At 62.6% G+C, this 21,397-nt stretch carries 23 protein-coding genes and 1 pseudogene; 6 read left to right on the top strand and 18 right to left on the bottom strand.

Annotation, left to right across the window (positions count from 1 at the left end; translation table 11 throughout):
* On the bottom strand, window positions 1-601 hold a 601-nt coding region (locus V8Z80_RS11555), incomplete at its 3' end, for a LysR substrate-binding domain-containing protein (protein WP_336062063.1).
* A 107-nt stretch (window positions 602-708) separates the two neighbouring features.
* Between V8Z80_RS11555 and V8Z80_RS11550 the strand changes: the two genes are divergently transcribed.
* Complete coding sequence (locus tag V8Z80_RS11550) at window positions 709-1,014, top strand: helix-turn-helix domain-containing protein (RefSeq protein ID WP_013391827.1); 306 nt, start codon at window positions 709-711, stop codon at window positions 1,012-1,014.
* Window positions 1,015-1,036: 22 nt separating this feature from the next.
* Here V8Z80_RS11550 and V8Z80_RS11545 read toward each other — a convergent pair whose 3' ends face one another.
* The 9 genes and pseudogenes from V8Z80_RS11545 to V8Z80_RS11505 all read right to left on the bottom strand — a co-directional run bounded on the left by V8Z80_RS11545 (window position 1,037) and on the right by V8Z80_RS11505 (window position 10,365).
* Entirely contained in the window at window positions 1,037-1,909 is an 873-nt protein-coding gene (locus V8Z80_RS11545) for a LysR family transcriptional regulator (protein WP_336062062.1), read from the bottom strand.
* Between the two features lie 231 nt (window positions 1,910-2,140).
* Complete coding sequence (locus V8Z80_RS11540) at window positions 2,141-2,425, bottom strand: CopK family periplasmic copper-binding protein (RefSeq protein ID WP_003090336.1); 285 nt, start codon at window positions 2,423-2,425, stop codon at window positions 2,141-2,143.
* A 128-nt stretch (window positions 2,426-2,553) separates the two neighbouring features.
* Window positions 2,554-3,481 (bottom strand): annotated as a pseudogene (gene copD, locus V8Z80_RS11535) (copper homeostasis membrane protein CopD).
* A gap of 4 nt (window positions 3,482-3,485) precedes the next feature.
* Window positions 3,486-3,872, bottom strand: a complete 387-nt coding sequence (copC, locus tag V8Z80_RS11530) for a copper homeostasis periplasmic binding protein CopC (protein WP_008063308.1) — start codon at window positions 3,870-3,872, stop codon at window positions 3,486-3,488.
* 141 nt (window positions 3,873-4,013) lie between these two features.
* On the bottom strand, window positions 4,014-6,452 hold the full coding sequence (locus V8Z80_RS11525; protein WP_442951967.1) for a heavy metal translocating P-type ATPase: 2,439 nt from the start codon (window positions 6,450-6,452) through the stop codon (window positions 4,014-4,016).
* 155 nt (window positions 6,453-6,607) lie between these two features.
* A complete protein-coding gene (locus V8Z80_RS11520) occupies window positions 6,608-6,880 on the bottom strand; it encodes a DUF2933 domain-containing protein (RefSeq protein WP_013391823.1) in 273 nt (90 codons plus the stop codon).
* A gap of 33 nt (window positions 6,881-6,913) precedes the next feature.
* Window positions 6,914-7,399 carry a DUF411 domain-containing protein gene (locus tag V8Z80_RS11515; protein WP_013391822.1) on the bottom strand — a complete coding sequence of 162 codons (486 nt, stop codon included), beginning with the start codon at window positions 7,397-7,399 and terminating at the stop codon, window positions 6,914-6,916.
* A 37-nt stretch (window positions 7,400-7,436) separates the two neighbouring features.
* On the bottom strand, window positions 7,437-8,417 hold the full coding sequence (locus V8Z80_RS11510) for a copper resistance protein B (protein WP_013391821.1): 981 nt from the start codon (window positions 8,415-8,417) through the stop codon (window positions 7,437-7,439).
* Window positions 8,418-8,442: 25 nt separating this feature from the next.
* Window positions 8,443-10,365, bottom strand: a complete 1,923-nt coding sequence (locus V8Z80_RS11505; RefSeq protein WP_016445098.1) for a copper resistance system multicopper oxidase — start codon at window positions 10,363-10,365, stop codon at window positions 8,443-8,445.
* 253 nt (window positions 10,366-10,618) lie between these two features.
* Between V8Z80_RS11505 and V8Z80_RS11500 the strand changes: the two genes are divergently transcribed.
* Window positions 10,619-11,311, top strand: coding sequence for a heavy metal response regulator transcription factor (locus V8Z80_RS11500; protein WP_073651962.1), 693 nt, complete (start codon window positions 10,619-10,621; stop codon window positions 11,309-11,311).
* Window positions 11,295-12,719 carry a heavy metal sensor histidine kinase gene (locus V8Z80_RS11495; protein WP_425460455.1) on the top strand — a complete coding sequence of 475 codons (1,425 nt, stop codon included), beginning with the start codon at window positions 11,295-11,297 and terminating at the stop codon, window positions 12,717-12,719. Before V8Z80_RS11500 ends, V8Z80_RS11495 begins: the two co-directional genes overlap by 17 nt.
* Here the strand turns inward: V8Z80_RS11495 and V8Z80_RS11490 are convergent.
* Genes V8Z80_RS11490 through mobH form a run of 3 tightly spaced genes read right to left on the bottom strand, consistent with a single transcriptional unit; the run spans window position 12,679 to window position 15,068 of the window.
* A complete protein-coding gene (locus V8Z80_RS11490; protein WP_336062060.1) occupies window positions 12,679-12,936 on the bottom strand; it encodes a heavy-metal-associated domain-containing protein in 258 nt (85 codons plus the stop codon). The genes V8Z80_RS11495 and V8Z80_RS11490 overlap by 41 nt on opposite strands.
* Window positions 12,937-12,969: 33 nt before the next feature.
* Window positions 12,970-13,194 carry a hypothetical protein gene (locus tag V8Z80_RS11485; protein WP_034012201.1) on the bottom strand — a complete coding sequence of 75 codons (225 nt, stop codon included), beginning with the start codon at window positions 13,192-13,194 and terminating at the stop codon, window positions 12,970-12,972.
* Window positions 13,191-15,068: a MobH family relaxase gene (gene mobH, locus V8Z80_RS11480; protein ID WP_016445100.1), complete on the bottom strand. Its 1,878-nt coding sequence runs from the start codon at window positions 15,066-15,068 to the stop codon at window positions 13,191-13,193. The genes V8Z80_RS11485 and mobH overlap by 4 nt, the downstream gene beginning before the upstream one ends.
* A 298-nt stretch (window positions 15,069-15,366) precedes the next feature.
* Between mobH and V8Z80_RS11475 the strand changes: the two genes are divergently transcribed.
* From V8Z80_RS11475 to V8Z80_RS11465, 3 genes are read left to right on the top strand one after another with little or no spacing between them, the layout of a single operon-like run.
* Complete coding sequence (locus V8Z80_RS11475) at window positions 15,367-15,684, top strand: type II toxin-antitoxin system PrlF family antitoxin (RefSeq protein ID WP_013391814.1); 318 nt, start codon at window positions 15,367-15,369, stop codon at window positions 15,682-15,684.
* Window positions 15,684-16,142: a type II toxin-antitoxin system YhaV family toxin gene (locus tag V8Z80_RS11470; RefSeq protein ID WP_013391813.1), complete on the top strand. Its 459-nt coding sequence runs from the start codon at window positions 15,684-15,686 to the stop codon at window positions 16,140-16,142. Before V8Z80_RS11475 ends, V8Z80_RS11470 begins: the two co-directional genes overlap by 1 nt.
* A 26-nt stretch (window positions 16,143-16,168) precedes the next feature.
* On the top strand, window positions 16,169-16,546 hold the full coding sequence (locus tag V8Z80_RS11465) for a DUF3742 family protein (protein ID WP_013391812.1): 378 nt from the start codon (window positions 16,169-16,171) through the stop codon (window positions 16,544-16,546).
* A gap of 15 nt (window positions 16,547-16,561) precedes the next feature.
* On the opposite strand, the gene V8Z80_RS11460 is transcribed toward V8Z80_RS11465, so the two are convergent.
* From V8Z80_RS11460 to V8Z80_RS11440, 5 genes are all read right to left on the bottom strand, one after another.
* Window positions 16,562-18,079 (bottom strand): conjugal transfer protein TraG N-terminal domain-containing protein, encoded by a 1,518-nt coding sequence (locus V8Z80_RS11460; RefSeq protein ID WP_013391811.1) that lies wholly within the window; start codon window positions 18,077-18,079, stop codon window positions 16,562-16,564.
* A 13-nt stretch (window positions 18,080-18,092) separates the two neighbouring features.
* Window positions 18,093-18,464: a hypothetical protein gene (locus tag V8Z80_RS11455; protein WP_013391810.1), complete on the bottom strand. Its 372-nt coding sequence runs from the start codon at window positions 18,462-18,464 to the stop codon at window positions 18,093-18,095.
* Complete coding sequence (locus V8Z80_RS11450) at window positions 18,461-19,855, bottom strand: integrating conjugative element protein (RefSeq protein WP_013391809.1); 1,395 nt, start codon at window positions 19,853-19,855, stop codon at window positions 18,461-18,463. Before V8Z80_RS11450 ends, V8Z80_RS11455 begins: the two co-directional genes overlap by 4 nt.
* 9 nt (window positions 19,856-19,864) lie before the next feature.
* Window positions 19,865-20,728, bottom strand: coding sequence for a TIGR03756 family integrating conjugative element protein (locus V8Z80_RS11445; protein WP_425439547.1), 864 nt, complete (start codon window positions 20,726-20,728; stop codon window positions 19,865-19,867).
* Window positions 20,729-20,811: 83 nt separating this feature from the next.
* Entirely contained in the window at window positions 20,812-21,258 is a 447-nt protein-coding gene (locus V8Z80_RS11440; protein WP_003116803.1) for a TIGR03757 family integrating conjugative element protein, read from the bottom strand.
* Between the last annotated feature and the right edge of the window lie 139 nt (window positions 21,259-21,397).

Below are 21,397 nucleotides of genomic sequence, written 5' to 3'. Positions count from 1 at the left end.
CAAATCGATCAGCTACAAGATTCGTCTGTCCCGAGAGTCGCTGCAGGTGCGTAATGACCTCGTAGGGGCCATCGGCTATTGGACGCGTGCAGATTCCGCACTGGCTAGCGGTTTCAATGCGTGATCGCGAAGAAATCCCTACGCCATATCCAGCTGCGACCCAGAGCAACAACATCTCAAAAGAACTGACATGCTGGACATTTGGCCTTTCCGTTGATGACATGGAGGACAGGTACTGGTCCAGCGAAGGAGAATATTCGGCCTTCCATCGAAACACGGAGTGCTCCTTAAGTTCATCTATTCTGATTGACTGCTGCCGGAGCAGTGGGTATCGCAGCGGCGTGGCAAGAGCTGTCGCCTCAAACCAAAGAGAAAGACTCTTCAGCGAAGAATCGCTCACCTGCTTCAGAGAAAGGCCGACGTCGAAGCGCCGTTTGTAGAGGCCTGTAATGAGATCGCTCGTCGTAACCTCATTAAATTCCATAAAAACTTCGGGCTCCTCCGCGCGCTGCAGGGCAAGCAATGCAGCTAGGTTCGAAGAGGCCACACCAGGCGCTATGGCGAGCCTGAGCTGTGGGCGTGGGCTGGTGGCGTCGTGCATGAGAGGCCCCAAGAAGCGATAAGACAAGGATGGAAAGTCTTCATGATAGCTAGTTTGAGTTAAACTTAACGTGGTTAAATTGTCGGGACTGTTCGACGCTTCCAAGGATGGAGAAGCGAACTGTCCGACGAGGCCGTCCCCCAGGCACTACCACTTTCGACGCCGAGCCAGCGTTGGCATTCGGAGCGGCCGTTCGTGTCGCCCGCCTGACGCAAGGTATTGCTCAGGAAGAACTGGCTGCGAAAGCAGGGATCGAGCGATCGCACATGGGCAAAATAGAGCGTGGGGAGCACATGCCCACTCTCGCTCTGATCTTAAGAATCGCCGCCGGACTCAAGCTTAGTGCTGCGGAACTCGTCAGCGCAGCCGAACGCAATCTTCGTGCTGCGGCGCACGATTCAGATGGGCATTGACGCTTTAGTCATCCGGAGGTCCTCACAGACGTTCCATGAAGCGATCCAGCGAAACCGATGAGTTGCTGCTTTCTGGCCGAAGCAGATAGGTTGTGATTACCGCCGTGTCCTGCGCCAGAGGGCGAATCACCACGTCCGGCCTCTGGCTGATGGGAATCTTGGTCGCTGTCATGAAACCAATCCCATAGCCTGCGCCGACCAGCGTTAGCATCATGTCCAGCGACGACACTTCTTCGACAACGTTGAGCCTGTGTTCCAGAACCTGTAGCAGCCGATTTAGTTCTCGGCAGTAGCCTTCGCAGGCCAGTTTGTCGCACAGAACCAGTGGGTGACCCTGAAGTTCGTTGAGCGGAACTTGCTTGTGCGCAAGAAGCGAGTGCCGCGCTGGCACGGCGATCACAATCGGGTCTCGCCAGATCGGTTCAGCCACGATGCCTTCGCCAACATCCGCCGCGTGTGCAAATCCGATCGTGAAGTCGCCAGACCGTAGGCCCCGTATCTGCTCGGTCAGCGGTACCTCGGAGAGACGTATCTCGACCTCGGGCTCTTCCGCGCGGCAACGAGCTAGGAACGCCGATAGTCGTGGGTCCATCGCACCATCGGAAATTGCAATGCGCAGGCTGCCCCTCAGGCCCGCGGCAATGGCTCTGGCATTCTCACGCGCTTGCTCCAGGACAGTGAAGAGTCGGCGGGTGTCCTGCAAGAATGCCGCCCCCGCCACGGTCAGCCGTGTACCCCTGCGGTCGCGGTCAAACAGCGTGACCCCAAGCTCATCTTCCAATTCCTTGATCGCGCGAGACAAGGGGGGTTGCTCTATATGCAGCCTCTCGGCCGCCCGCGTGAAATGCAACTCCTCTGCCAAGACGACAAAGCATCGTAGATGACGCAACTCCATAAATCGGGCTCCTCGCAGGTTCTCATTCGCGCAAGATGTCCCGTGGACGAATCACGGTGGATGTGGAGGCTGGATCCATTCCAGGGAAGTTGATGCGCTTGACATCGCAAAAACTGGCATCTTGAGCGCTCGTGGTTGCTCGTGACGCGTCCCAATCGCGCGCGCCCAATCGGGGCGCGCGTCTCTGTCACACTGTGCAGAAGCTTTGAAAAGCACCGCACACCCGCGGCGTCATCCGCCGTGCTCTTTTTGTAGCAGCGAGCCGAGGCGAGCGACTTCATTGCTGGTGATCGCGATGTTGCGCCCATCCTTCGTCGACACCGAAGCCCCGACATTGAGATAGACGGCGCGCCCGAAGCGGCTTTCCTGTGCCATCTTTCCGTCCTTGAAGATGTACAGCGTTCCCCCGTCAGCCAAGGGAACCATCTCCTTGGCTGCTTGGGCTGCTGCATGACCGGCGAAGGCTGGCACGGAGAGAGCGCTCAACAGGGCGGCAATGACAATTTGCGATTTCATGATCGACTCCTTTGTAAAAACGACGACAACTTGCGCCGCGTCGTTAAATGTAGAAGCAGGCGGTCTACAGAGGGCTTACCCGTGCATTACATTCAATTCATGCGCTGTCATCTGCCGCCCATGAAGGATTAGGTTCCAGTGGGAGACAAGATGCCAAGCCATGCAACGCTCGCCAGAACCAAAACGGCCAAGGTTGCCTCCGTGAACAGACTCTGCCTAAGCTTGGATGACTGCCTGTGCGCGATTGCCTGCCTTCAAAGCTGCCTCCAGGCTCGGGCTCAACCGATACCGATTGGCAGCAGCCAACGCCAGCATGCCTGCGAAAAGCAGGAGCTTTACCATCAGCAGCCGGCCATACAGCGTCGAGATGAGCGGATCAAACGATGGTCCGGCGATCAACAGGTAATTGAGAGTTCCACTCACGACGAGTGCAGCCACGATCGCTGTACCTATGCGAGCAAAGCCATTCGACGTCCGACTGAGGACCGCTACCGGGTCTTGCGCGACATCCCGCTTGTGGGATGCCAGCATCAAGAACGCCAACAATGCGCCCACCCAAGCGCCCGCTGCCCAGAGGTGGGTGATATCCGACGCAAGATGGATGTAGCCGCGAACGCCGTCGTCCATGGCGCCGTGGCCTGCCCACGCAAGGGTCGCCAGCGCCACGCCGGTGGAGAGCGCCATCACTGCAAATCGCAAGGTAGCGTTCAATTTCAACATTGCGACGAGCACACACACCAACAGCGCGAGGATGCGAATGCACCAGGCGATGCCCATGTGCGTGCCCGTAATGAGCATGTCGAAAACGTGCGTTGACAGCTCCGCGTAGCTTTGGGCGCCGGACATGGCCTTGGCCATGACCGTCATGCCCCACATCGACAGGGCAATGCCGATGGCAGCGGATGCGCCAATGAGGACGCGATAGCGGCGCGAGATCGTCGAGGATCGCTCGTCGTTGCCCAAAGCATAGAGTCCGAACATGGCGACGCCAAACGCCGCCGCCAGGTCCAGATAAAGCGCCAGGCGCAGGACGATGGTCAACCAATCCCCGGCCATGGGCTTACTTCACCTTGAAGGTGACGTTACCCGTGATCGGATGCGTGTCCGAGGAGACGGCACGCCATTCGACGCGATAGTCGCCGGGCTGGAGCGCCTGTGCTGGCGTGATGACCATGGTCTTGCCGTCGCCGGCACCCGCGACGCTGGCGTTGATCTTCATCGGGCCATGGCTCGCCATTCCCGGCATGCCAGTCATGACAAGGCTCGCGGCGGAGAACTGCGGCACCAGCGTTTCGGAGAACTTCAGCTCGATGGTGGCTGGCGCGGAAACCTGCGACTTGTCGGCTGGCGTTGAAGACACCAGCGAAGGATGCGCGAATGCGGCGGTGGCGAACAGACCAGCAGCGATCGGCGCGACGAGCTTGGCGATGAAATGTGAACGGGTCATAGAGATTTCTACCTTGATGTGTGAGGAGTGGTTTAAGAACGAAGTGCCGAGATAAGGCTTGCACCTTCGCAACGGCGTGGAACGAAAGAAACGGTTCGCTGGGCGATAGCAGGCTTCTGTAGGTTCAGAAAGAAAATCCGGTCACAGTCGGCTCGCTCTCAGGCGCAAGGCGTTGCCAACGACCGACGCCGAACTCAGGCTCATCGCCAATGCTGCGATCAGCGGCGACAGCAGCCAGCCCGTGAGGGGATAGAGAACCCCGGCGGCGATGGGGATGCCCAGCGCGTTGTAGAGGAAGGCGAACATGAGGTTCTGCTTCATGTTGCGCACGGTACTCACCGAGAGCGTGCGAGCGACAGCGATGCCACGCAGGTCGCCCTTGACCAGCGTGACCTGGGCGCTGTTCATCGCCACGTCGGTCCCCGTTCCCATGGCGATGCCCACGTCTGCCTTCGCCAAGGCCGGCGCGTCGTTGATGCCGTCTCCGGCCATGGCGACGATGCGTCCTTCTTTCTGCAGCCGCTCGATCAACATGAGCTTGTCCGCCGGCTTGACCTCACCATGCACCTCGTCGATGCCTAGGCGTGCACCGACGGCTTTGGCGGTGGTCTGCCCGTCCCCGGTGGCCATGATGACCCGCAGGCCCGCAGCCTTCAACGCGGCCAGGGCCTCGAGGGTGCTGCCCTTGACCGGATCGGATACGGCGAGCAAGCCCGCGAGCTGCCCGTCCACAGCCAAGTACATGACGCTTGCCCCTTCGCCGCGCAGAGCTTCGGCCTGGGGTACGAGCGGTTCCACCGATACGCCAGACTGTTCCATCAGCACTGTGTTGCCCAACGCGAGTTGCCGGTGCTCAACCTTTCCGCGCACGCCGATGCCGGTTCCCGATTCAAAGCTCTGAGGCTTCACGAGTTGGAGGCCCTGGGCACGCGCGGCCTGCACGATGGCGTCGGCCAGGGGGTGTTCACTGCCCTGGTCCAGGCTGGCCGCAAGACGCAGCACCTCATCGTTCGTAAAGCCGGGTGCTGCGACGACCTGATCGAAAGCAGGTCGGCCTTCGGTCAGGGTTCCTGTCTTGTCGATGACGAGGGTATCGACCTTGCGAAGATTCTCGATCGCCGCGGCATCGCGGAATAGCACGCCCTGCGTGGCGCCACGGCCCGTTGCGACCATGATCGACATCGGCGTGGCCAGACCCAGCGCGCACGGGCAGGCGATGATCAGAACGGCCACCGCATTGATGAGTCCATAGACCCAGGTGGGCTGCGGCCCGAAGAATCCCCATACAAAGAGCGTCGTGACCGCAATGGCAACGACGGCCATCACGAAGTAGCCGGCAACGACATCGGCCATGCGTTGCATCGGCGCCTTGGAACGCTGCGCCTGGGCGACCATCTGGACGATCTGCGACAGAACGGTGTCCGAGCCGATCCGCTCCGAACGCATGACCAGCGCGCCGCTGGTGTTGAGTGTGGCCCCGATGACCTTGTCGCCCGCGCGCTTGCTTACGGGCAGCGGTTCGCCGGTCAGCATGGATTCGTCAATCGAGCTGCTGCCCTCGTGCACGATGCCATCCACCGGGACCTTCTCGCCGGGTCGGATGCGCAGCAGATCGCCGACGTGCACATGGCTGAGCGGCACGTCTTCCTCGCTGCCGTCCGCATTGATGCGCCGCGCGGTCTTGGGCGCCAGCCCCAGCAGCGACTTGATGGCCGCCGAAGTCTGGGAGCGCGCCTTGAGTTCCAGCACCTGGCCGAGCAGTGTCAGCGAGATGATGACGGCGGCGGCCTCGAAATACACGCCGACCCGTCCCATGGACATGAAGGAAGCTGGAAACACTTCCGGCGCAACGGTTGCCACGACGCTGTAGATGAATGCCGCACCCGTTCCCAGGCCGATCAGTGTCCACATGTTCGGGCTGCGGTTGACCACGGACAGCCAGCCGCGGGAGAAGAAGGGCCAGCCGGCCCACAGCACGATCGGCAACGACAGCACCAACTCGACCCAGCTCTGTGTAGCCATGTCCATCAGGTGTAGCCGCTCGCCCAGCATCGCCAGCGCCAGGACCACGAGCGTCAACGGCAAGGTCCACCAGAAGCGACGCGAGAAGTCACGCAACTCCGGGTTGTCGTCGTCGAGGTCGGGCAGCAGAGGCTCCAGCGTCATCCCGCACTTGGGGCAGATTCCCGGATGATCCTGGCGGATCTCCGGGTGCATCGGGCAGGTGTAGATTGTTCCGGGTGCGGTTGGCGATGCCGCCGGGGCCGGTGAAATCGCGGTGCTGGCATGGTGATGCGGTGCATGGCCGCTGCCTGTGTCTATGCCCGCGCCACCGCTGGCATATCGCGCCGGATCGGCGTCGAATTTGGCCTTGCATCCGGTGCTGCAAAACAGGTACGTGTTCCCCAAGTGCGTGGAGCGGTGCTCCGACGCCGCCGTGACCGCCATCCCACACACCGGATCTCGTGTCGAGGCATCGGGCTGCGAGTGGCTTGAGGGCCCGCCCGCATCGTCACTTCCAGCATGGCTGGCGTGATGGTGGTGGGTATGCGTGCCGGACGTTGTGGCACCCGCCGCCATGCCTGCGTGCTCATGTCCTGAAGACTTGCTGGGTGAATTCATAGTGACAAGTGCCCTCTGCCGTTAACCGTTGGTGTCTGGTGATCGCAGCAGGCCGCACGCGCGCAAGGAGACAAGCGCGGCGTCGCGTGCTCGCACGGTGCGAGTGCCTCGACTCATTGCTTCTGCTCCTTGGAGGCTGCGGCACCTTCCTCACCCTGACGCGCGGCATGATCGTGTCCGCCGTGGCCGTGACCACGGTGCATGAACAGGTGCATCAGCGGACAAGCCGCCAGCAGCAGGAAGGGGAGATAGCCGGCAACATGTGCCGTGTGCTCCTTGAGCAGGAAATACGCGGCGACAGCGGCGATGATGAGGAACGCCACGCCGTAGCGCGATCGCCAGAACCGGGGACGATCGCTGGGGGTATGTGTGTGCTGATGCTGCATGGCATATCTCCACGGAGAAGGGTTGATGGATGGTCAGCGATGCGACTGATAGACCGTGCTGCTACCGTTTTTCCCGATCAGCAGCACGTCGTAGGCGTCCTTGCGTCCACCATAGGCCGGACCATCCATGCCGGGCGAACCGACCGGCATGCCGGGCGCCGCAAGGCCGATGGCCTGCGGGGCTTCGCGCAGCAAGCGTTGAATGTCCGAGGCAGGCACATGACCCTCGATGGCATAGCTGCCGATCTGCGCCGTGTGGCACGAACCGTACTTCTGCGGGATGCCCAGCCGCGTGCGCGCTGCCGTGTTCCCGGTGTCAAGAACCTGCACATCGAAGCCTGCGCCTTGCAGGTGTGAGACCCAGTCCTTGCAGCATCCGCAGCTCGGGTCCTTCCAGACCTTGGCAATCGGTCGGCTCTGCGCCAGGCTCGGTCCTGCGAGTGCCATCACCAACAAGCCAGCGATCAATGCCTGGCGTCTCGGCACTTTGCCCTGGCTTCTGTCGTAGTGCATGTTCATAGATTGCCTCTCATCAGATGATCAAACCCGCTAGGTTCTAGAACCAGAATCGCACGCCAGCCACCCAGCGCGTCTGCTGCGCGCGGCCGCCTTCGGCACGCACATAGTCCGCGGTGCGTCCGAAGCTGCCCGCCCGTTCCACGCCGATATAGGGGGCGAACTGGCGACTGAATTCATAGCGCAGGCGCAAGCCAGCAGACGCTTCGGCCAAGCCCTTGCCGATACCGCGTTCCGGGTCGTCCTTGCCATAGAACTGCAACTCGGCGCGAGGCTCCAGAATCAGTCGCTGGGTCAGCAGCAGCTCGTAGCTGCCTTCGACACGCAGCGCCGTACGTCCGCCACTTCCCACGTAGCCCGTCGCCTCCAGCTCGAACCAGTAGGGGGCGAGGCCCTGGATGCCGAAAGCCAACCATTGACGGCTCGGGCCTTCGCCGTTATCCACCCGAATGCCGAGCTGGGTGTCCCAGTACGGTGCGACGGCGTGCCCCCAGAGAAGCTCGGTACGCGATTCTTCGAGCTTTCCTTTGGCGATATCGCCTTCGGCCTTCACGACGGCCTTGTTGTAGGTCGTCCCATACCACGCCTGGAGGTCGTAGGCCGTGGAATCGTCCCCTTTGCGCGTGAAGCGGCGTTCCAGGGTTTCGCCGCGCAACGAGAAGAACCTGTGTTCGTCGGCCAGCATCAGCCGCGGCACACCGGGTACGGCGTAGTCGCCCGATCCCAATGTCAGGCCATTGGAGTAGCCATGCGGATCGCGGGCGTCAGGAGGCGCCGACCCGCCCTGCATCTGCATGTTGCCGTGATCCATGGCCGGGGCCGCGGTCGAGCCGCTCGCCGACGCCGCGTGACCCGCGTGCGGGTCGGCGGCAGGAGCCACGGTCTGAGTGGATGGCGCGGCCGTTTGAGAGTCGGCCTGGCCGTGCGCAGCATGGTCGTTCTGTGCTTGTGCCTGTGCGGCGACGCTTACCAGGGCCAGTAGCGTCGTGGCCAGTGCGCGAGTGGGGAGTGCTTTGGACATTCTTGGTCTTCCTTGTGCGCTGGGTTCAAGACACCACGACTTCGCGGAACATGCCGGCATCCATGTGGAACATCAGGTGGCAGTGCCACGCCCAGCGGCCGAGCGCGTCGGCTGTCACCAGGAAGCTGATGCGTTGTGCCGGCTGCACCGGCAGGGTGTGGCGGCGCGCAAGGAAGCGACCGTCGGGGCTTTCCAGCTCGCTCCACATGCCGTGCAGGTGCATGGGATGGGTCATCATGGTGTCGTTGTGCAGAATGACCCGCAGCCGCTCGCCGTGTTTGAAGTGCACCGGCGTGGACTTTCCGAACTCCAGCCCGTCCAGGGACCATGCGTAGCGTTCCATGTTGCCCGTGAGGTGCAATTCGACCTCCCGGCCAGGGCCTCTCTTGTCCAGCGGCCCCGACGGGGTATGCAGATCCGCGAGGGTCAACACGCGCCGACCGTTGTTGCGCAGTCCAATGCCGGGGTCATCGAGGTTGGTGCGCGCCATGTCAACGCGCATGTCCGTGCTGGCACCATACTCGGTGCGAGCGTGGCGGGCAGTAGTGCTGGGCACGGCCAGTCCCCCCGCAGCCGCGGCGTGTTGGCTGTGATCCATCGCCATGCCACCGTGGTTCATGCCAGCCATCGCCCCATGATCCATCCCGGACATCGAACCCGAGCCCATCCCGGTCATCCCGGTCATCCCGGTCATCCCGGTCATCCCGGTCATCCCGGTCATGCCCGTCATGCCCGTCATCCCGGTCATCTCCATGGCCTGGCCGGACCCGCCATGGTCCATGCCCCCCATCATGCCGCCCATCATGTCGTTCATGGTCAGCCATTCGACCGGATCGAGGGCAGGCACGGGAGCTTGAAGACCTTCACGCACGGCCAGCGTGGCACGCGCGTAGCCTGTCCGGTCCATCGCCTGGGCGAAGATCGTGTAAGCGTCATCCCGTGGCTGGACGATCACATCGACGGTTTCGCCCGGACCGAATCGGAACTCATCGACCGTCACCGGCTCCACGTCAACACCATCGACGTGCACCACCGTGAGTTTCAGTCCGGGAATGCGTACGTCGTAGAAGGTGTTGCCCGCACCGTTGACCATGCGCAGCCGCACGCGCTCCCCCGGTCGGAACAACGCCGTCCAATTGCCGGCGGGGGTGACGCCGTTGGCCAGATAGGTCAGCGTGGCGGCGGACAGATCGGCGAGATCCGTCGGATTCATCCGCATCTCGTTCCACATCTTGCGCTTGTCGATCGCAGCGGCCATGCCGTCGCGCGAGGCGTCCCGGAAGAAGTCGAAGACGGTAGGTTGGTTGTAGTTGTAGTAGTCGCTTTGGGACTTGAGCTTGGTGAACACCCGCATCGGGTCTTCGTCGGTCCAATCCGAGAACAGCAGCACGTGGTCACGGTCGGCGCGGATGGTCTCGGCGCCAGCGGGGTCGATGATGATCGCCCCGTACATGCCCGTGAGTTCCTGGAAGCCGGAGTGCGAGTGGTACCAGTAGGAGCCGCTTTGCTGAACCTTGAAGCGGTACGTGAAGGTCTCGCCGGGAGCGATGCCTTTGAAGCTAATGCCCGGCACGCCATCCATCTGATACGGCAGGATGATCCCGTGCCAGTGGATGGATGTGGCTTCACGCAGCTTGTTGGTCACACGGATTGTGACGGTGTCACCCTCGCGCCAACGCAATGTCGGTGCCGGCAGCGAGCCGTTGATGGTCGTAGCCACGCCTGGCTTGCCCGTGAAGTTCACGGGCGATTCGGCGATCACCAAGTCGAACTCGGTGCCTTTTAGCACAGGGGCGGCACCGCGCGTCGCGGAGCCTTGCTGGGCAAATGCCTTGAACGCCGGCGTGGACAGCCCAGCGAGAACGCCGCCGGCGGCTAACCCTTGGACGAAACGCCGACGAGAAAGGCCCTGTGGGGGCACGATAAAAAAGGGTGAACGAGGCGGCATGGCCTGAAATCCTCCATAGATGACTCGGAAGTCGTTCTAAACGCCACCCCATCCTGAGCGGCACAGTTCGACGCAATGCAGGTCATGCTATGGGTTGGGCACTTTCCACCGAATGACCCTTGAATTACATTCATGTAATGTTCGTGTCATGTTCGTGGAAGCTGGCAACCAGTAAATTGCTGATTGAAGTGGATGAATGCGTACATCGTGAGCGGCTATTTTTCTGCGCCGCAGCGATTTCATGGGACATGCGATGAAACTGCTGGTCGTTGAAGACGAGAACAAGACGGCGGATTACGTCCGCCAAGGTCTCATGGAGGCGGGATTCGTAGTGGATCTGGCGCGCAACGGATTGGACGGACACCACCTGGCCATGGGCGAGACATACGATCTGGTGGTCTTGGATGTCATGCTGCCGGATGTCGATGGCTGGCGCATCGTGCGTGCCCTTCGAGATGCCGGTAAACAGGTCCCTGTACTCTTTCTGACGGCGCGTGGCGGTGTGGACGACCGTGTCAAGGGATTGGAACTGGGAGCGGACGACTACCTCGTCAAGCCATTCGCCTTCTCTGAGTTGCTGGCGCGGGTGCGGACGCTGCTGCGACGCGGAAGCGCTCCGAGCCAGCCTGATCGCATCCAGGTTGCCGATTTGGTACTGGACTTGGCGCGCCGACGTGCAACGCGCGCTGGCCAACGCATCAATCTCACCAGCAAGGAGTTCGCGTTGCTTGAGCTCCTGGCCCGTCGCCAGGGGGAAGTCCTTCCACGTTCTCTGATCGTGTCGCAGGTATGGGACATGAATTTCGACAGCGACAGCAACGTCATCGATGTAGCCATCCGCCGCCTACGCGCGAAGATAGACGATGCGTTCAATCCGAAGCTCATCCACACCGTGCGTGGAATGGGATACACGCTCGATGCGCCCGATGATGCCCCTGCGCCATAAGCCGCGGCAAAGCCGTCCAGCGTCGCTTGCATTGAGGGTCACGGCCCTGGTTGGTATCGCCACGACCTTGGTGTTTCTTGTGTTCAACTGGGTCATTCTCCGGTCGTTGGAGCACCACTTTGCTCAACAGGATGCCCACGAACTGGAGGCAGTGACAGCCGCTTTGGCTCAGCCCTTGCACCAGCTTGCAAGTGACATCGCAAGCGACGAACTGAAGCAACACTTGGCCAACGCAGTCGCAGGACATCATGGGATGACGTACGGCGTCTACGATGGGTCTGGCAATAGCATCTATGCCACGCCCGGTCCTGACCTGTCGAAACTTGACAGTAACAAAAAGTTGGTGAACCGCATCACCGCTGACGATTTGATCGTGTGGCACGAGGATCAGAGGTCATATCGAGGTGTGGTGGTACAACTGCCTGCTGACGATTCAGCGGCGTCCGGCTACCGCATCGTCGCCGCCATGGACATCGGCTTTCATCTCGACTTCCTGGCGGAGTTCAAGCGCATGCTTTGGTGGGCAACCGGCTTGGTCATGTGTCTGGCGCTCGGTGTGGCTTGGCTGGCGGTGCAGTGGGGCCATCTGCCGATTCGCAAGGTCAATGAAGAGATTCGGGCGATTCGCTCTTCAAAGCTGGATGTGAGGTTGGATCCTCGGGATGTTCCGATCGAACTGGCGGAACTGGTATTTGCCTTCAACGATATGTTGGCGAGAATCGAGGAAGGCTTCACCCGGCTATCACACTTTTCCGCAGACATAGCGCACGAGTTGCGCACGCCCGTCACCAACCTGGTCACGCAGACTCACGTAGCGCTTGGCCAGCCGCGCAGCAACGAGGAATACAGAGAAATCCTCTATTCAAATTTGGAAGAGTTTGATCGGATGGGACGCATGATTGGAGACATGCTGTTTCTTGCCCAAACGGAAAATGATCCCCGCAACTTGCGCTTGTCTACAATTGATCTGTCCGAATTGGTGCGGAGTCTGTTCGACTATTTCGAGGCGCTGGCAGAAGATAGCGGCATTACGCTTGGCGTTAAAGGGGCGATCGGCAGCATAGCGGCGGATCGGGAAATGCTCACCCGGGCGCTGAACAATCTTCTCTCGAACGCAATTCGACACACTCCTCGCGGGAAGAGCATCACGGTCTTGCTCTCGCAGGATGAGCAGTGGACAACGATCAGTGTGGTCAATCCCGGTGAGAAAATTCCTGAGCCCGATCTACCAAAGCTCTTCAATCGCTTCTACCGAGTTGATCCGGCACGGCAACGAAATACGGCGGGCGCCGGTCTTGGCCTTGCCATCGTGAAATCGATTGCGGAGGCGCATGGTGGTTCTGTTGCCGTGACCTCCAGCGAGCTTGTCACAAGATTTGACTTGGCACTGCCCCATCTGCGGCAGTAGGCCGGGTGAGCTTCGGTGCCGGATAGCCGCATTCGGAGATGCAATGGCGCAGATCCTTGACCCTGAGGCATCGCTCGTCGAGATGAATCGTTGCGCTTCCCGCAACATAGTTGGCATCCGCATTATGGACGCCGTGAAGATACAGCAGCTTGCGGCGCACTCCCTCACCGCTCAGGCTCGATACAAGCCCTCCGACTTCAACGTTGATCGACTTCATGAATGCTCTTTCCTGTTAGCTGTATTTGTGGTGTCAAGGAGCGAATCGGCCCGAGTCCAGACAGTCCTGCGAGAACTCGAAGACAATCTCCCGGTCGGGAGCGATGACCTTATGCTTCTTGCCGGCGTAGTGCAGCCCAGAGACGGGAGAGGCGCTGCCTTGTTCCATCATCGCTGCGCTCATCGGGCCTTTGGCTCTGTCTGAATAAAGGTGCGCTTTGGCGGCAATAGACTGCCCCGGCGAAATTGAGGAGGTCATGTTGACGCCCCTTGCTTTCCTGAAGTCTGTTCGCAGTGTCTGGTCTCACCCAACAGGGATAGATAGGGATTGCTCGGAGGCGTTTCCGAGAAAAGCAGGCTCGGATCTTCCAGAAGGTATCCATGCAGACGGCGGGATTTTCTAGGCCCGGTTACTTCACAGGTCCAGATGTTCAGGCCGTTCGGTTGCTTGCGATGCAGCTGCAGCCTCTCGAAGCGCTTTTGTATCCACTGCCAGTCTTGCTGGCTCTCCTGCTTGGCCAGCGCGCTGACTTGCGGATGCTCCTGCGCATAGCGCTGGAATACGCCGGGGCTGACCAGGTAGGCGGTGCCGCTCGCGGTATGCACGAGCGCTTTCGCGTCGTTGATGATGAGCCGGCGGGAAGCGATGCCTTGTTTCAGCCACGCCATGAAGTGCTCTCCGGATGGCGCTGTCGTGGGCTTGGGCGCTGGGGACGAACGCTGAGGTGCGGTCAAGGTCGTCGCTTCAGTACGCGCGGCAGACACCGGCTCCGAAGGTGCTTCAGCGTCCTGCCGGGTTGCGGGTGAATTCACCATGCCCACCATCGAAAGCATGTCTTCCATGGCGTCGGGCAGCGGTTCACCTTTCGCTGGACGAGAGGGGTTACCTCCCTCCCATGGCGGAACCTCTTGGCCCTCCGAGGCTGACTGCGCTCCGGCCGGCGGAGTAGTGGCTGACACATCGGGCCCTTTGTCCGTGGCCGCCGCGTCGATCGCCACTGTGCCGGCGAACAGCGCCGGCCTCTCGCTTGGCTCCCAGATCAGCGCGGGCCCGAGGCGCAACAGCGTGAACGAGTGACACCAGCCGGTGGAACTGGTCACGGTCGCGCGCCAGATCGCCTTGCCGTCGGGCGTCGGCTGCAACATGCCGTGATCCTGGAGGACGTTGAACACCGCGGTGTTGTTCGCAGGAATGCCGTCAACGCCTTGGGACAGCAGGTGCGCACGCAGTTTGTCCGATACCGTCTTGCTCACCAGCCACAGCGCGTCCTCGGTGAGCCAGCCATCGGAGGCTTCCGGCTGGTTCAGCTTCAACTGTTCCTTGAGCAGGTAGCGCAGCCCGTCGAGCAGCTTGCGTTGCAGCGCGTGCTTGGGAGCGGCCATGGCGCGCGCCGGATCGCCGCCCAGTTCCTGGGCCACGGAAGCGCGGTCGGCCTGCACGACCAGTTCGCCCAGCACACCGGCGTGCTCGTACTGGCCGGCCAGGACGTAGAGCAGCGGTCCCCACAGGTCGGGATAGCCACTGAGCCAGTCCAGGAGTTGGGTGTCCAACAGTTGGCGGTAGAGCAAGCCCGTCGCCGCGCTGTGCAGGTGGTATTCGCGATCGTCGCGGTAGCGGAAGCGGTACGGCTGGTGCAGCGGACCGTACCACGGGTGCCACAGCGAGCCATCGGCCAGTTCGACGTGCAGATCGACGGCGATCTTGCCGATGTCGTGCAACAACGCGGCATAGGCGACTGCAGCAGTCCAGGCCTCAGCCTGCGCAGCCTGGTCCTCGGGGCTTGCGCCGATGGGAAGCAGATGGGACTGCCGCAGCTTCAGACTGTAGGCGACGATTTCCAGGCCATGGTCCAGCATGCCGCCGGGGTAAGCGTGATGATGCGCCTCGGAAGCCGGGAAAGCCTGGACCAGCTCGGCGTAGCGTTCCAGTGGCGCCCGGTACAAGGTGGCGAACTGCTTACGTGAGAGCGACGTGCGCTGCCAGATGTGCTCCAGCAGCTTCTGCCGGCGCGGGGTGGCCAGCAGCGATGCGGCCGACTCGGGCCGCATCAACCCTTTCGGGAGGTCGGTGACCGATGGTGGCGTCGGAGCAGCAGCAACCGCGGGCCGTTTTCGCTGGAACAGAGAGAGCATGCGGGTGTCCTGTCGCGGGCCGAGCGGGAGGCCTTTTTGCCTTTTCGGGATAGAGCCTTTCCCCTTGCACCCCATTCCCTTGCCATTTCGACCCTTTACAGCCTTTGGGTATAGGGCGACGGGTGCTGACCGTCCACCGCCAATGCGGGTTGCAGCAGGGCCGGATTGATGCAGGAAGGCTGGCTGTTCACGCCCTACGATGGGCCGATTCTTGGACTCGGAGAACGCCGTGAGGCTTCACGTTGACAAAGTAAGGAAATTTCCTTACCATGCGGGTATCGCAATCAGGAGAGCCGCCATGCCTGCCATCCACGAAGTTGCCACGCTGACCTCCAAAGGCCAGATCACGCTGCCCAAGCCCATCCGGCAGGCGCTCGGCGTCGATGCCGGTGGCAAGCTCGCGTTCGATCTGCGGGGCAGCGAAGTCGTCGTCACCCGCGTCGATGCCGAGCATGAGGACCCCGCCATCGGCGCATTCCTGAGCCTGCTGGCCCGCGACATCGAAGCTGGCCGGAACGTCCAGGGCCTGCCCGAGGATCTGGCCCGCGCCATGCTGGAGCATGCTGGCCACGGTCTGGACCTGGACGAGGAGATCGACGGGAAAGTGGAACTCTGATGCAACGGCATGGCTGGACGCTGCTCTTCCACGACTGCGTGATCGAGCAGTTGCAGAAACTGCATGCGACCGCGAGGCGCGCGCAGGAGAACGACCCGACGGGCTTCGAGTCCAATGCCAACGTCAAGCTCTTCCGGGCCTTGAGCCAGTTGATCTTGGATGTGGTGCCAGGCGATCCGGCACGCGACGAGTACCGCCAGGGCAACACCTTGGGACCTGCCCACCGCCACTGGCGAAGGGCCAAGATCGGACGGCGGTTCCGGCTGTTCTTCCGGTATGACTCGAAGGCGAAGGTCATCGTGTACGCCTGGGTCAACGATGAACAGACCCTGCGGTCTTCGGGTAGCAAATCGGACCCGTATGTCGTGTTCGAGAAGATGCTCGGGCGCGGGAACCCACCAGACGACTGGCATGCGCTGATACAGGCAAGCAAGCAGGATTGGAGCAAACTGGAATAGGCATCGCTCAATAGCAGGAGACGACCATGAACACCACGACACGCATCCGTACCGCAGAACGACTCGGCCGCACCTTGGGTCGCGGATGGCGTGCCTACGTGCGCGGCGAACGCCGGGCATCGAGCTGGTTGGTGTCAAAGGGGGGGGCGGCGGCCGGTGCCACCGCGCTCGTGTGGGTGGTCAAGCTGGTTGCGCTCGGGGTGCTGCTGTACACCACCTTCTGGCTGGCGGTGTTGCTACTGCTGGGCGTTGCGGCGGTATGGATGGCTGGCAATTCGGCTAGAGATGAAGACCGCTGGACGCAACAGGATGAATTGCGCAATGGCGAGGCGGGCTTTGGCCTGTATTCTTCCAATGGCCAGCGGCTCGACCCTCACGACCCGAACGATCCGTTCGATGACTGAGGTTTGGCCTGTTTGTCACAGAACCTTGCCGGCTACCTTGTTTACACCTGACCCGGCGCTATCACGCGCTTCCTTGGAGCCGACAGCAAGGTTCTGAGCAATCACCCCAGCCTTAACTCCGACCCACCCCAAAGCAGCGACCCAAAACGTCGGCAGGACCAGAAACATCGTGCCTGTGACGAACATCAGGAGCATGTCGCCGAAGGCGTTGTTCAGCCCCACCAGCGGGTCGAAGTTGGTGTGCGGCCGGTTCCAGCCGAACCCCCAGCCATAAAGTGCGTCCAGGATCGTCGAATCGATCCAGCGCGCAAGCTGAAACCAGAAATCCGTGAAGAACAGCGCGAACTGCACGACGCTGACCGTGACGACCGTCTTCAAGTCATAGGTGCCCACGACCAGCACGAGCGGGATGCAGATTACCAATGCCATCTTGAGCAAGGCGAGCACCATCGGCAGCGCCTGCCGCACGACGTCCATCGCGGGAAACGAGGCAATCGCGCCAACTGCCATTCCAACGTCTCCCGTAGCCCGCGTCACGATGTTTGGCAAGGTCTTGTCGATCTGGCCGCCGTAGTCGGTATAGACGCTGCCTTGGTTCAGCTTCTGCTGCCGCGGTGACGCGATCGCGCGGATCACCGAATTGTCCACCTCGGCCCGGCTCAGGAAGCCAGCCCAGCCCGCCAGGCGATTGAGCAGGCTCGGGTCCACCTGTCCCAGCAGCCGTGCCCGCAGGCCATTGCTGCCATCAGCCCACCATTGCCTGCAGGTCGGGTAGCCACCGCCACTGGATACCTGGGCCAGCCCAGCGTCGCGGTTGCTGTCATAGGGCCAGTCATCGCGCGGCGTGCTGGAGCGATACGTGTCGTAGTACCCGTTCGTGTCGGTGAAGAACCGCGATCCGATCCAGGTCACGTCGTGCATCTGCTGCTCATCAAGTTGAGGGCGCTGCATGAACAATTTGGCCCGTGCAGGCCCATAGCAATCCCGAGAGAAATCCGCTACTTCCTGAGCCAGCACCGGATCATCGATGCGCGTGGCGTCGATCTCCATGCGCATCTGCCGCAGGTCCGTGCCGCACGGGATTGCCGCCACCGAAGCGCCCGTGACGGCGCGCGAGAGCGCGTGCATGAACGCCCACCACACCGGCACCTTCGCCGACTGGTTGTTGATGGTGCTGAAGGACTGCGACCAGCCGGTATCCGCGGGCTGCGCCACGCTGACCTGGCACTGGGCCGAGCGCGAGCTGTCGTACTGGATGGTGTTTAGGTCCACGTCGATGAACGGAATGCCGGCGAACATCACCACCACGATGGCGACGAAGACCCGGTTCTCGATGCGGGCGGCGCTCAGCACGCCTTTATTGCCCTCGTCGGCGCCTTCAGCACGAGCTTTCAACCACTCCTGCACGACGATGGCGACGAAAGGCAGCGCGAATACCCCGCTGGATACGAGGGCCGCCCAGATGCCGTTGTTGACGATCCAGGAAACGAGTGTGAGGTAGTACTCCAGGTAGTCGGTCGTGAAAAGCGTCATGGCCTCGATCCCCTCAAGCGGCCTGCATCAACAAGCTGGCTTCCAGCACGACGATGGCGACGACGCCCGCGATCTCGCTGCGCATCAGGCGGCGCCGTGCCTGCCCATCTGCCCCGTCCTGGTCTTCGCGCGCCAGCAGCCGGCGGCGCATCCAGAGCCACCCGTAAACCGTGGCGCCGTACAGACACAGCCGCCACACGAAGAAGTAGCCCGATGCGGCCGCGAGCCACCGCTCCCATCCGGCCACGCTGCCGACCAGGTAGATGCCGGCGATGTTGGCACCCACCGCAGCGGCGACGAGCACCACCGCCCACAGCAGCGCCGTCGCCGCGCGCCGGCTGAAGAGCCAGCGCAAGGGGCGCCAGGCCATGCGCTCCGCGTTCATGGCCTGGCTCCGGGATTGCCCTTCTGCAACTGGTCAAGGCGGTCGGGTACCGGATCGCCCTCGTAGATGCCGCGCGAGCCGGCCGCCCGCGTGCCGTGGCGCTGGATGATGGCCATCGGCGAGTTGTTCGCCAGTTCGCGCCGCAGCTCCAATTCCGTCTTCAGGTTGCGGATCTCCCGGTCGAGCGTGTCGCTCTCATGGTTCACGGCCTGCACCGCAAGTTCGTTGGCTGCGACGTTGGGCTCCTTCTTGCCCGTGAGCAGCGTGCGTTGGAGCAGGAGCGCCTTCTCCAGCACCGATGACAGCGCCACTTCGGACGCGAGGCGCCGCGCCAGCAGGTCCTGGTCCGGCTCGTCGCGCAGCGCCTCGATCACGCCGCGGGTGATCGGCAGCGACGTGCTGCCGGCCTCGCGCAAGTTCTCGAAGGTGGTATTACGCGTGCCGGAAACCAGCTCCTGCAAGACCTCCAGCTTGGCTTCGTACTCCTCCTGGATCAGCGGCGTCAGCCCGACGCCGGGCACCGTCTCGGTCTTAGTGCAGGAGTCGCACGTGCGCTGCACCTGCTCTCCGAGGGCGCGCGTGGCCCATTCGGTCGCCTGCTGCGGCGACGTCCAGGTCTGGCAGGACAGGCTCGCGCAACTGGTGGACGCGATGGAGGAGGTGTCCGTCACGCCGCGACCGTTGACCAGGTTGTAGCCCGCGCGGGTGACGTCGCCGACCACCCGGATGGCGGACTGGCCCGCGCCACCGGCATTGCTGCCGCCCACCCAGGGCACGCCGTCGTTGCCGCGGCGCGTCTCGGCCTGCTCGACGGCCGATACGGCATCGTTGCTGCCAACCGCGTCACGCAGGGCCATGCCTTCGGCCATCTGGCTCCAGCCAAGCTGGCCACCCGCCGTCTCGGCCATCTTCTCCGCCATGGCGCGGCACGTCAGCTTGGAGCGGTCGAAGTCCAGCCGCGCCTGCAGCACGCCGTTAGTCAGCAGGTTGTACAGGCCCGGATCGGCGCGCTGAATGATCAGCGCCGGCAGCGATGCAACCGCGCTGGTCGCGCTCTGGATCACGTTGCTCATGATCTGCTGAAAGCCGTTCGTGATGCCGTTAAGCTGATTGCGCAGCGTGGTCTGGATGCTCATGTCGCCGCAGATCAGGTTGCTGTTCCACCCCACGCCGACCCCGATGGAACGCATGCCGGCCGCGCGGCCCATGGACACCGCACTGCCACCGCCGATCGAGTACATGACGTCATCGCCGAGGACGGGGCCGCTGTTCTGGTATCCGACCTGCGCCCACGCCATGCCGCAGACCAGAGCGAGCGTGCCGGCCAGCGCCGTCGGGCGCAGCAGGCGGCACGCCTTGGCGGAAAGGTTCATCGGTTCAGGACGCTTCATCGTGGCACCTCAGAGGAAATCGACGCTGCCCAGGAACACCTGACCGCGGCGTTCGCAGCACGCATAGGGACGCCACAGCGCCCAGGCGTAGTCGCCTTGCTGGGCCTGGGTCAGCGTGCCGCTGTGCGGGAACACCACGCAGGTGTTGGACAGGCGCGGCGTCAGCTCCTGCCACTTGCCCGTAGAGGCATCACCCTCCATCAGCTCGCCGGCCGGCCAGTAGCCGTCGCGGGCGTTGGCAAGCAGCGGCTGGTACACGTGGATCTGCCCGCGGCGCGTGACGACATCGCCCGCGCGCTGGGCCACCACAGCCCCGGATTTTTGGTCGTCGGTCTGGTGCAGGAAGCCGCCGCGCGGATAGACGTTGCCCCAGAGATTCATCGTGGTGCGCGCACCGACCTCGCGCATGCCCGGAATCAACGCCTCCGGGTAGGCCATTTCAGGCACGTTGTAGCGCCAAGCCAGCGTGTCCAGCGTGCTGAGTAGATACGGCATGAAGGCCGTGCCCGCGCCTTGGCAGAAATAGCCCGACGACGATGCGAACTGGTTGAATACCTCGCCGCCAGGATGGCCGATGACATCGCTGTTCTTGAATTTGGCGAGGTTGTTTTCGTGGTCTTCGTTCGTGGTCCCATCCCCACCTGCCTGTGCGGATGGGTTGGGCGTGCTCATCGCCTGCACTTCGACCCAGGGGTTCTCCCCGGTGTTGCTGTAGCTGGAGACGACCGCATCGGGCACGTAGTGCCGGACCTTGGTGGACGTGCGCACCGTGCAGCCCGTCCAGGTGCAGTAGAGCCAGTAGCAGATGCCCACCACCCGGTATTCCAGGCAGTCCGGCGACATGACGGAGGACACGATGGTGGCGGTGTTCAGGGCGTAGCTGCCGGTGGCGCTGACCAACAGCAGCGAGGCCACGGCGACGCGCAGGCGGCGCAGCAAGTCGAATGGGCGATGGGTCACGGCTGCGTCCTCCGGTACTGCTCGATGCGGGACACCGCCCGGGCCACGTCCGGCTCGCCATAGACCACATAGCGTTGATCTACCACGACGGCCGGGATGGCGGCGACGCCCAGGCTCCATGCATCGGCGACGCCCTGGTAGGCGGTGCCGATGCGGCGCTGAAGATCGGTGCCGCCTTGGTTCAGTCGTTGCCGGACGATGGCTGCTGCCCGCTCGGGGTCGGCCGGCAGATCCGCGGAAAGCTCGGCCTCGATCCGGGGCGCTTCGTCCAACTCGATCAGCCGCTCGCCGCCGGCGGTCTTGACCGGGTGGCGGCTGTCGGTGACGACCACCACGTCGGCGGCGAAGGTGGCCGGGCTGAACACGGCCAGAGATGCCGGCAGCGCCACGGCCAGGCCAAGGGTTCGCCAGCCTGGTGCGAACCGGGTAAAAGCTGCTGGCATGTCATGCGCCCCGGAAGTTGATCAGGGCCATAGTCAAACGCCGAACCCCACGCGGCCCCAACAAACAATGCGCATCGCGGCCACCCCGCATACCTGCTTGCGTCGCTGCGAAGAAAAAGCGGAGGCCGAAGCCTCCGCG

The organism is Orrella sp. JC864, assembly GCF_037026685.1.
Classification (GTDB): domain Bacteria; phylum Pseudomonadota; class Gammaproteobacteria; order Burkholderiales; family Burkholderiaceae_B; genus Orrella.
The sequence above is the reverse complement of the archived record's forward strand: the minus strand, read 5'-3'. Positions and strand labels throughout refer to the sequence as shown.

Excerpts from the sequence above, each read along its gene's own strand:
- V8Z80_RS11550 (WP_013391827.1), top strand. The coding sequence starts at position 709 with ATGGAGAAGCGAACTGTCCGACGAGGCCGTCCCCCAGGCACTACCACT.
- V8Z80_RS11545 (WP_336062062.1), bottom strand. The coding sequence starts at position 1,909 with ATGGAGTTGCGTCATCTACGATGCTTTGTCGTCTTGGCAGAGGAGTTG.
- V8Z80_RS11540 (WP_003090336.1), bottom strand. The coding sequence starts at position 2,425 with ATGAAATCGCAAATTGTCATTGCCGCCCTGTTGAGCGCTCTCTCCGTG.
- copC (WP_008063308.1), bottom strand. The coding sequence starts at position 3,872 with ATGACCCGTTCACATTTCATCGCCAAGCTCGTCGCGCCGATCGCTGCT.
- V8Z80_RS11525 (WP_442951967.1), bottom strand. The coding sequence starts at position 6,452 with ATGGCGGCGGGTGCCACAACGTCCGGCACGCATACCCACCACCATCAC.
- V8Z80_RS11520 (WP_013391823.1), bottom strand. The coding sequence starts at position 6,880 with ATGCAGCATCAGCACACACATACCCCCAGCGATCGTCCCCGGTTCTGG.
- V8Z80_RS11515 (WP_013391822.1), bottom strand. The coding sequence starts at position 7,399 with ATGAACATGCACTACGACAGAAGCCAGGGCAAAGTGCCGAGACGCCAG.
- V8Z80_RS11510 (WP_013391821.1), bottom strand. The coding sequence starts at position 8,417 with ATGTCCAAAGCACTCCCCACTCGCGCACTGGCCACGACGCTACTGGCC.
- V8Z80_RS11505 (WP_016445098.1), bottom strand. The coding sequence starts at position 10,365 with ATGCCGCCTCGTTCACCCTTTTTTATCGTGCCCCCACAGGGCCTTTCT.
- V8Z80_RS11500 (WP_073651962.1), top strand. The coding sequence starts at position 10,619 with ATGAAACTGCTGGTCGTTGAAGACGAGAACAAGACGGCGGATTACGTC.
- V8Z80_RS11495 (WP_425460455.1), top strand. The coding sequence starts at position 11,295 with ATGCCCCTGCGCCATAAGCCGCGGCAAAGCCGTCCAGCGTCGCTTGCA.
- V8Z80_RS11490 (WP_336062060.1), bottom strand. The coding sequence starts at position 12,936 with ATGAAGTCGATCAACGTTGAAGTCGGAGGGCTTGTATCGAGCCTGAGC.
- V8Z80_RS11485 (WP_034012201.1), bottom strand. The coding sequence starts at position 13,194 with ATGACCTCCTCAATTTCGCCGGGGCAGTCTATTGCCGCCAAAGCGCAC.
- mobH (WP_016445100.1), bottom strand. The coding sequence starts at position 15,068 with ATGCTCTCTCTGTTCCAGCGAAAACGGCCCGCGGTTGCTGCTGCTCCG.
- V8Z80_RS11475 (WP_013391814.1), top strand. The coding sequence starts at position 15,367 with ATGCCTGCCATCCACGAAGTTGCCACGCTGACCTCCAAAGGCCAGATC.
- V8Z80_RS11470 (WP_013391813.1), top strand. The coding sequence starts at position 15,684 with ATGCAACGGCATGGCTGGACGCTGCTCTTCCACGACTGCGTGATCGAG.
- V8Z80_RS11465 (WP_013391812.1), top strand. The coding sequence starts at position 16,169 with ATGAACACCACGACACGCATCCGTACCGCAGAACGACTCGGCCGCACC.
- V8Z80_RS11460 (WP_013391811.1), bottom strand. The coding sequence starts at position 18,079 with ATGACGCTTTTCACGACCGACTACCTGGAGTACTACCTCACACTCGTT.
- V8Z80_RS11455 (WP_013391810.1), bottom strand. The coding sequence starts at position 18,464 with ATGAACGCGGAGCGCATGGCCTGGCGCCCCTTGCGCTGGCTCTTCAGC.
- V8Z80_RS11450 (WP_013391809.1), bottom strand. The coding sequence starts at position 19,855 with ATGAAGCGTCCTGAACCGATGAACCTTTCCGCCAAGGCGTGCCGCCTG.
- V8Z80_RS11440 (WP_003116803.1), bottom strand. The coding sequence starts at position 21,258 with ATGCCAGCAGCTTTTACCCGGTTCGCACCAGGCTGGCGAACCCTTGGC.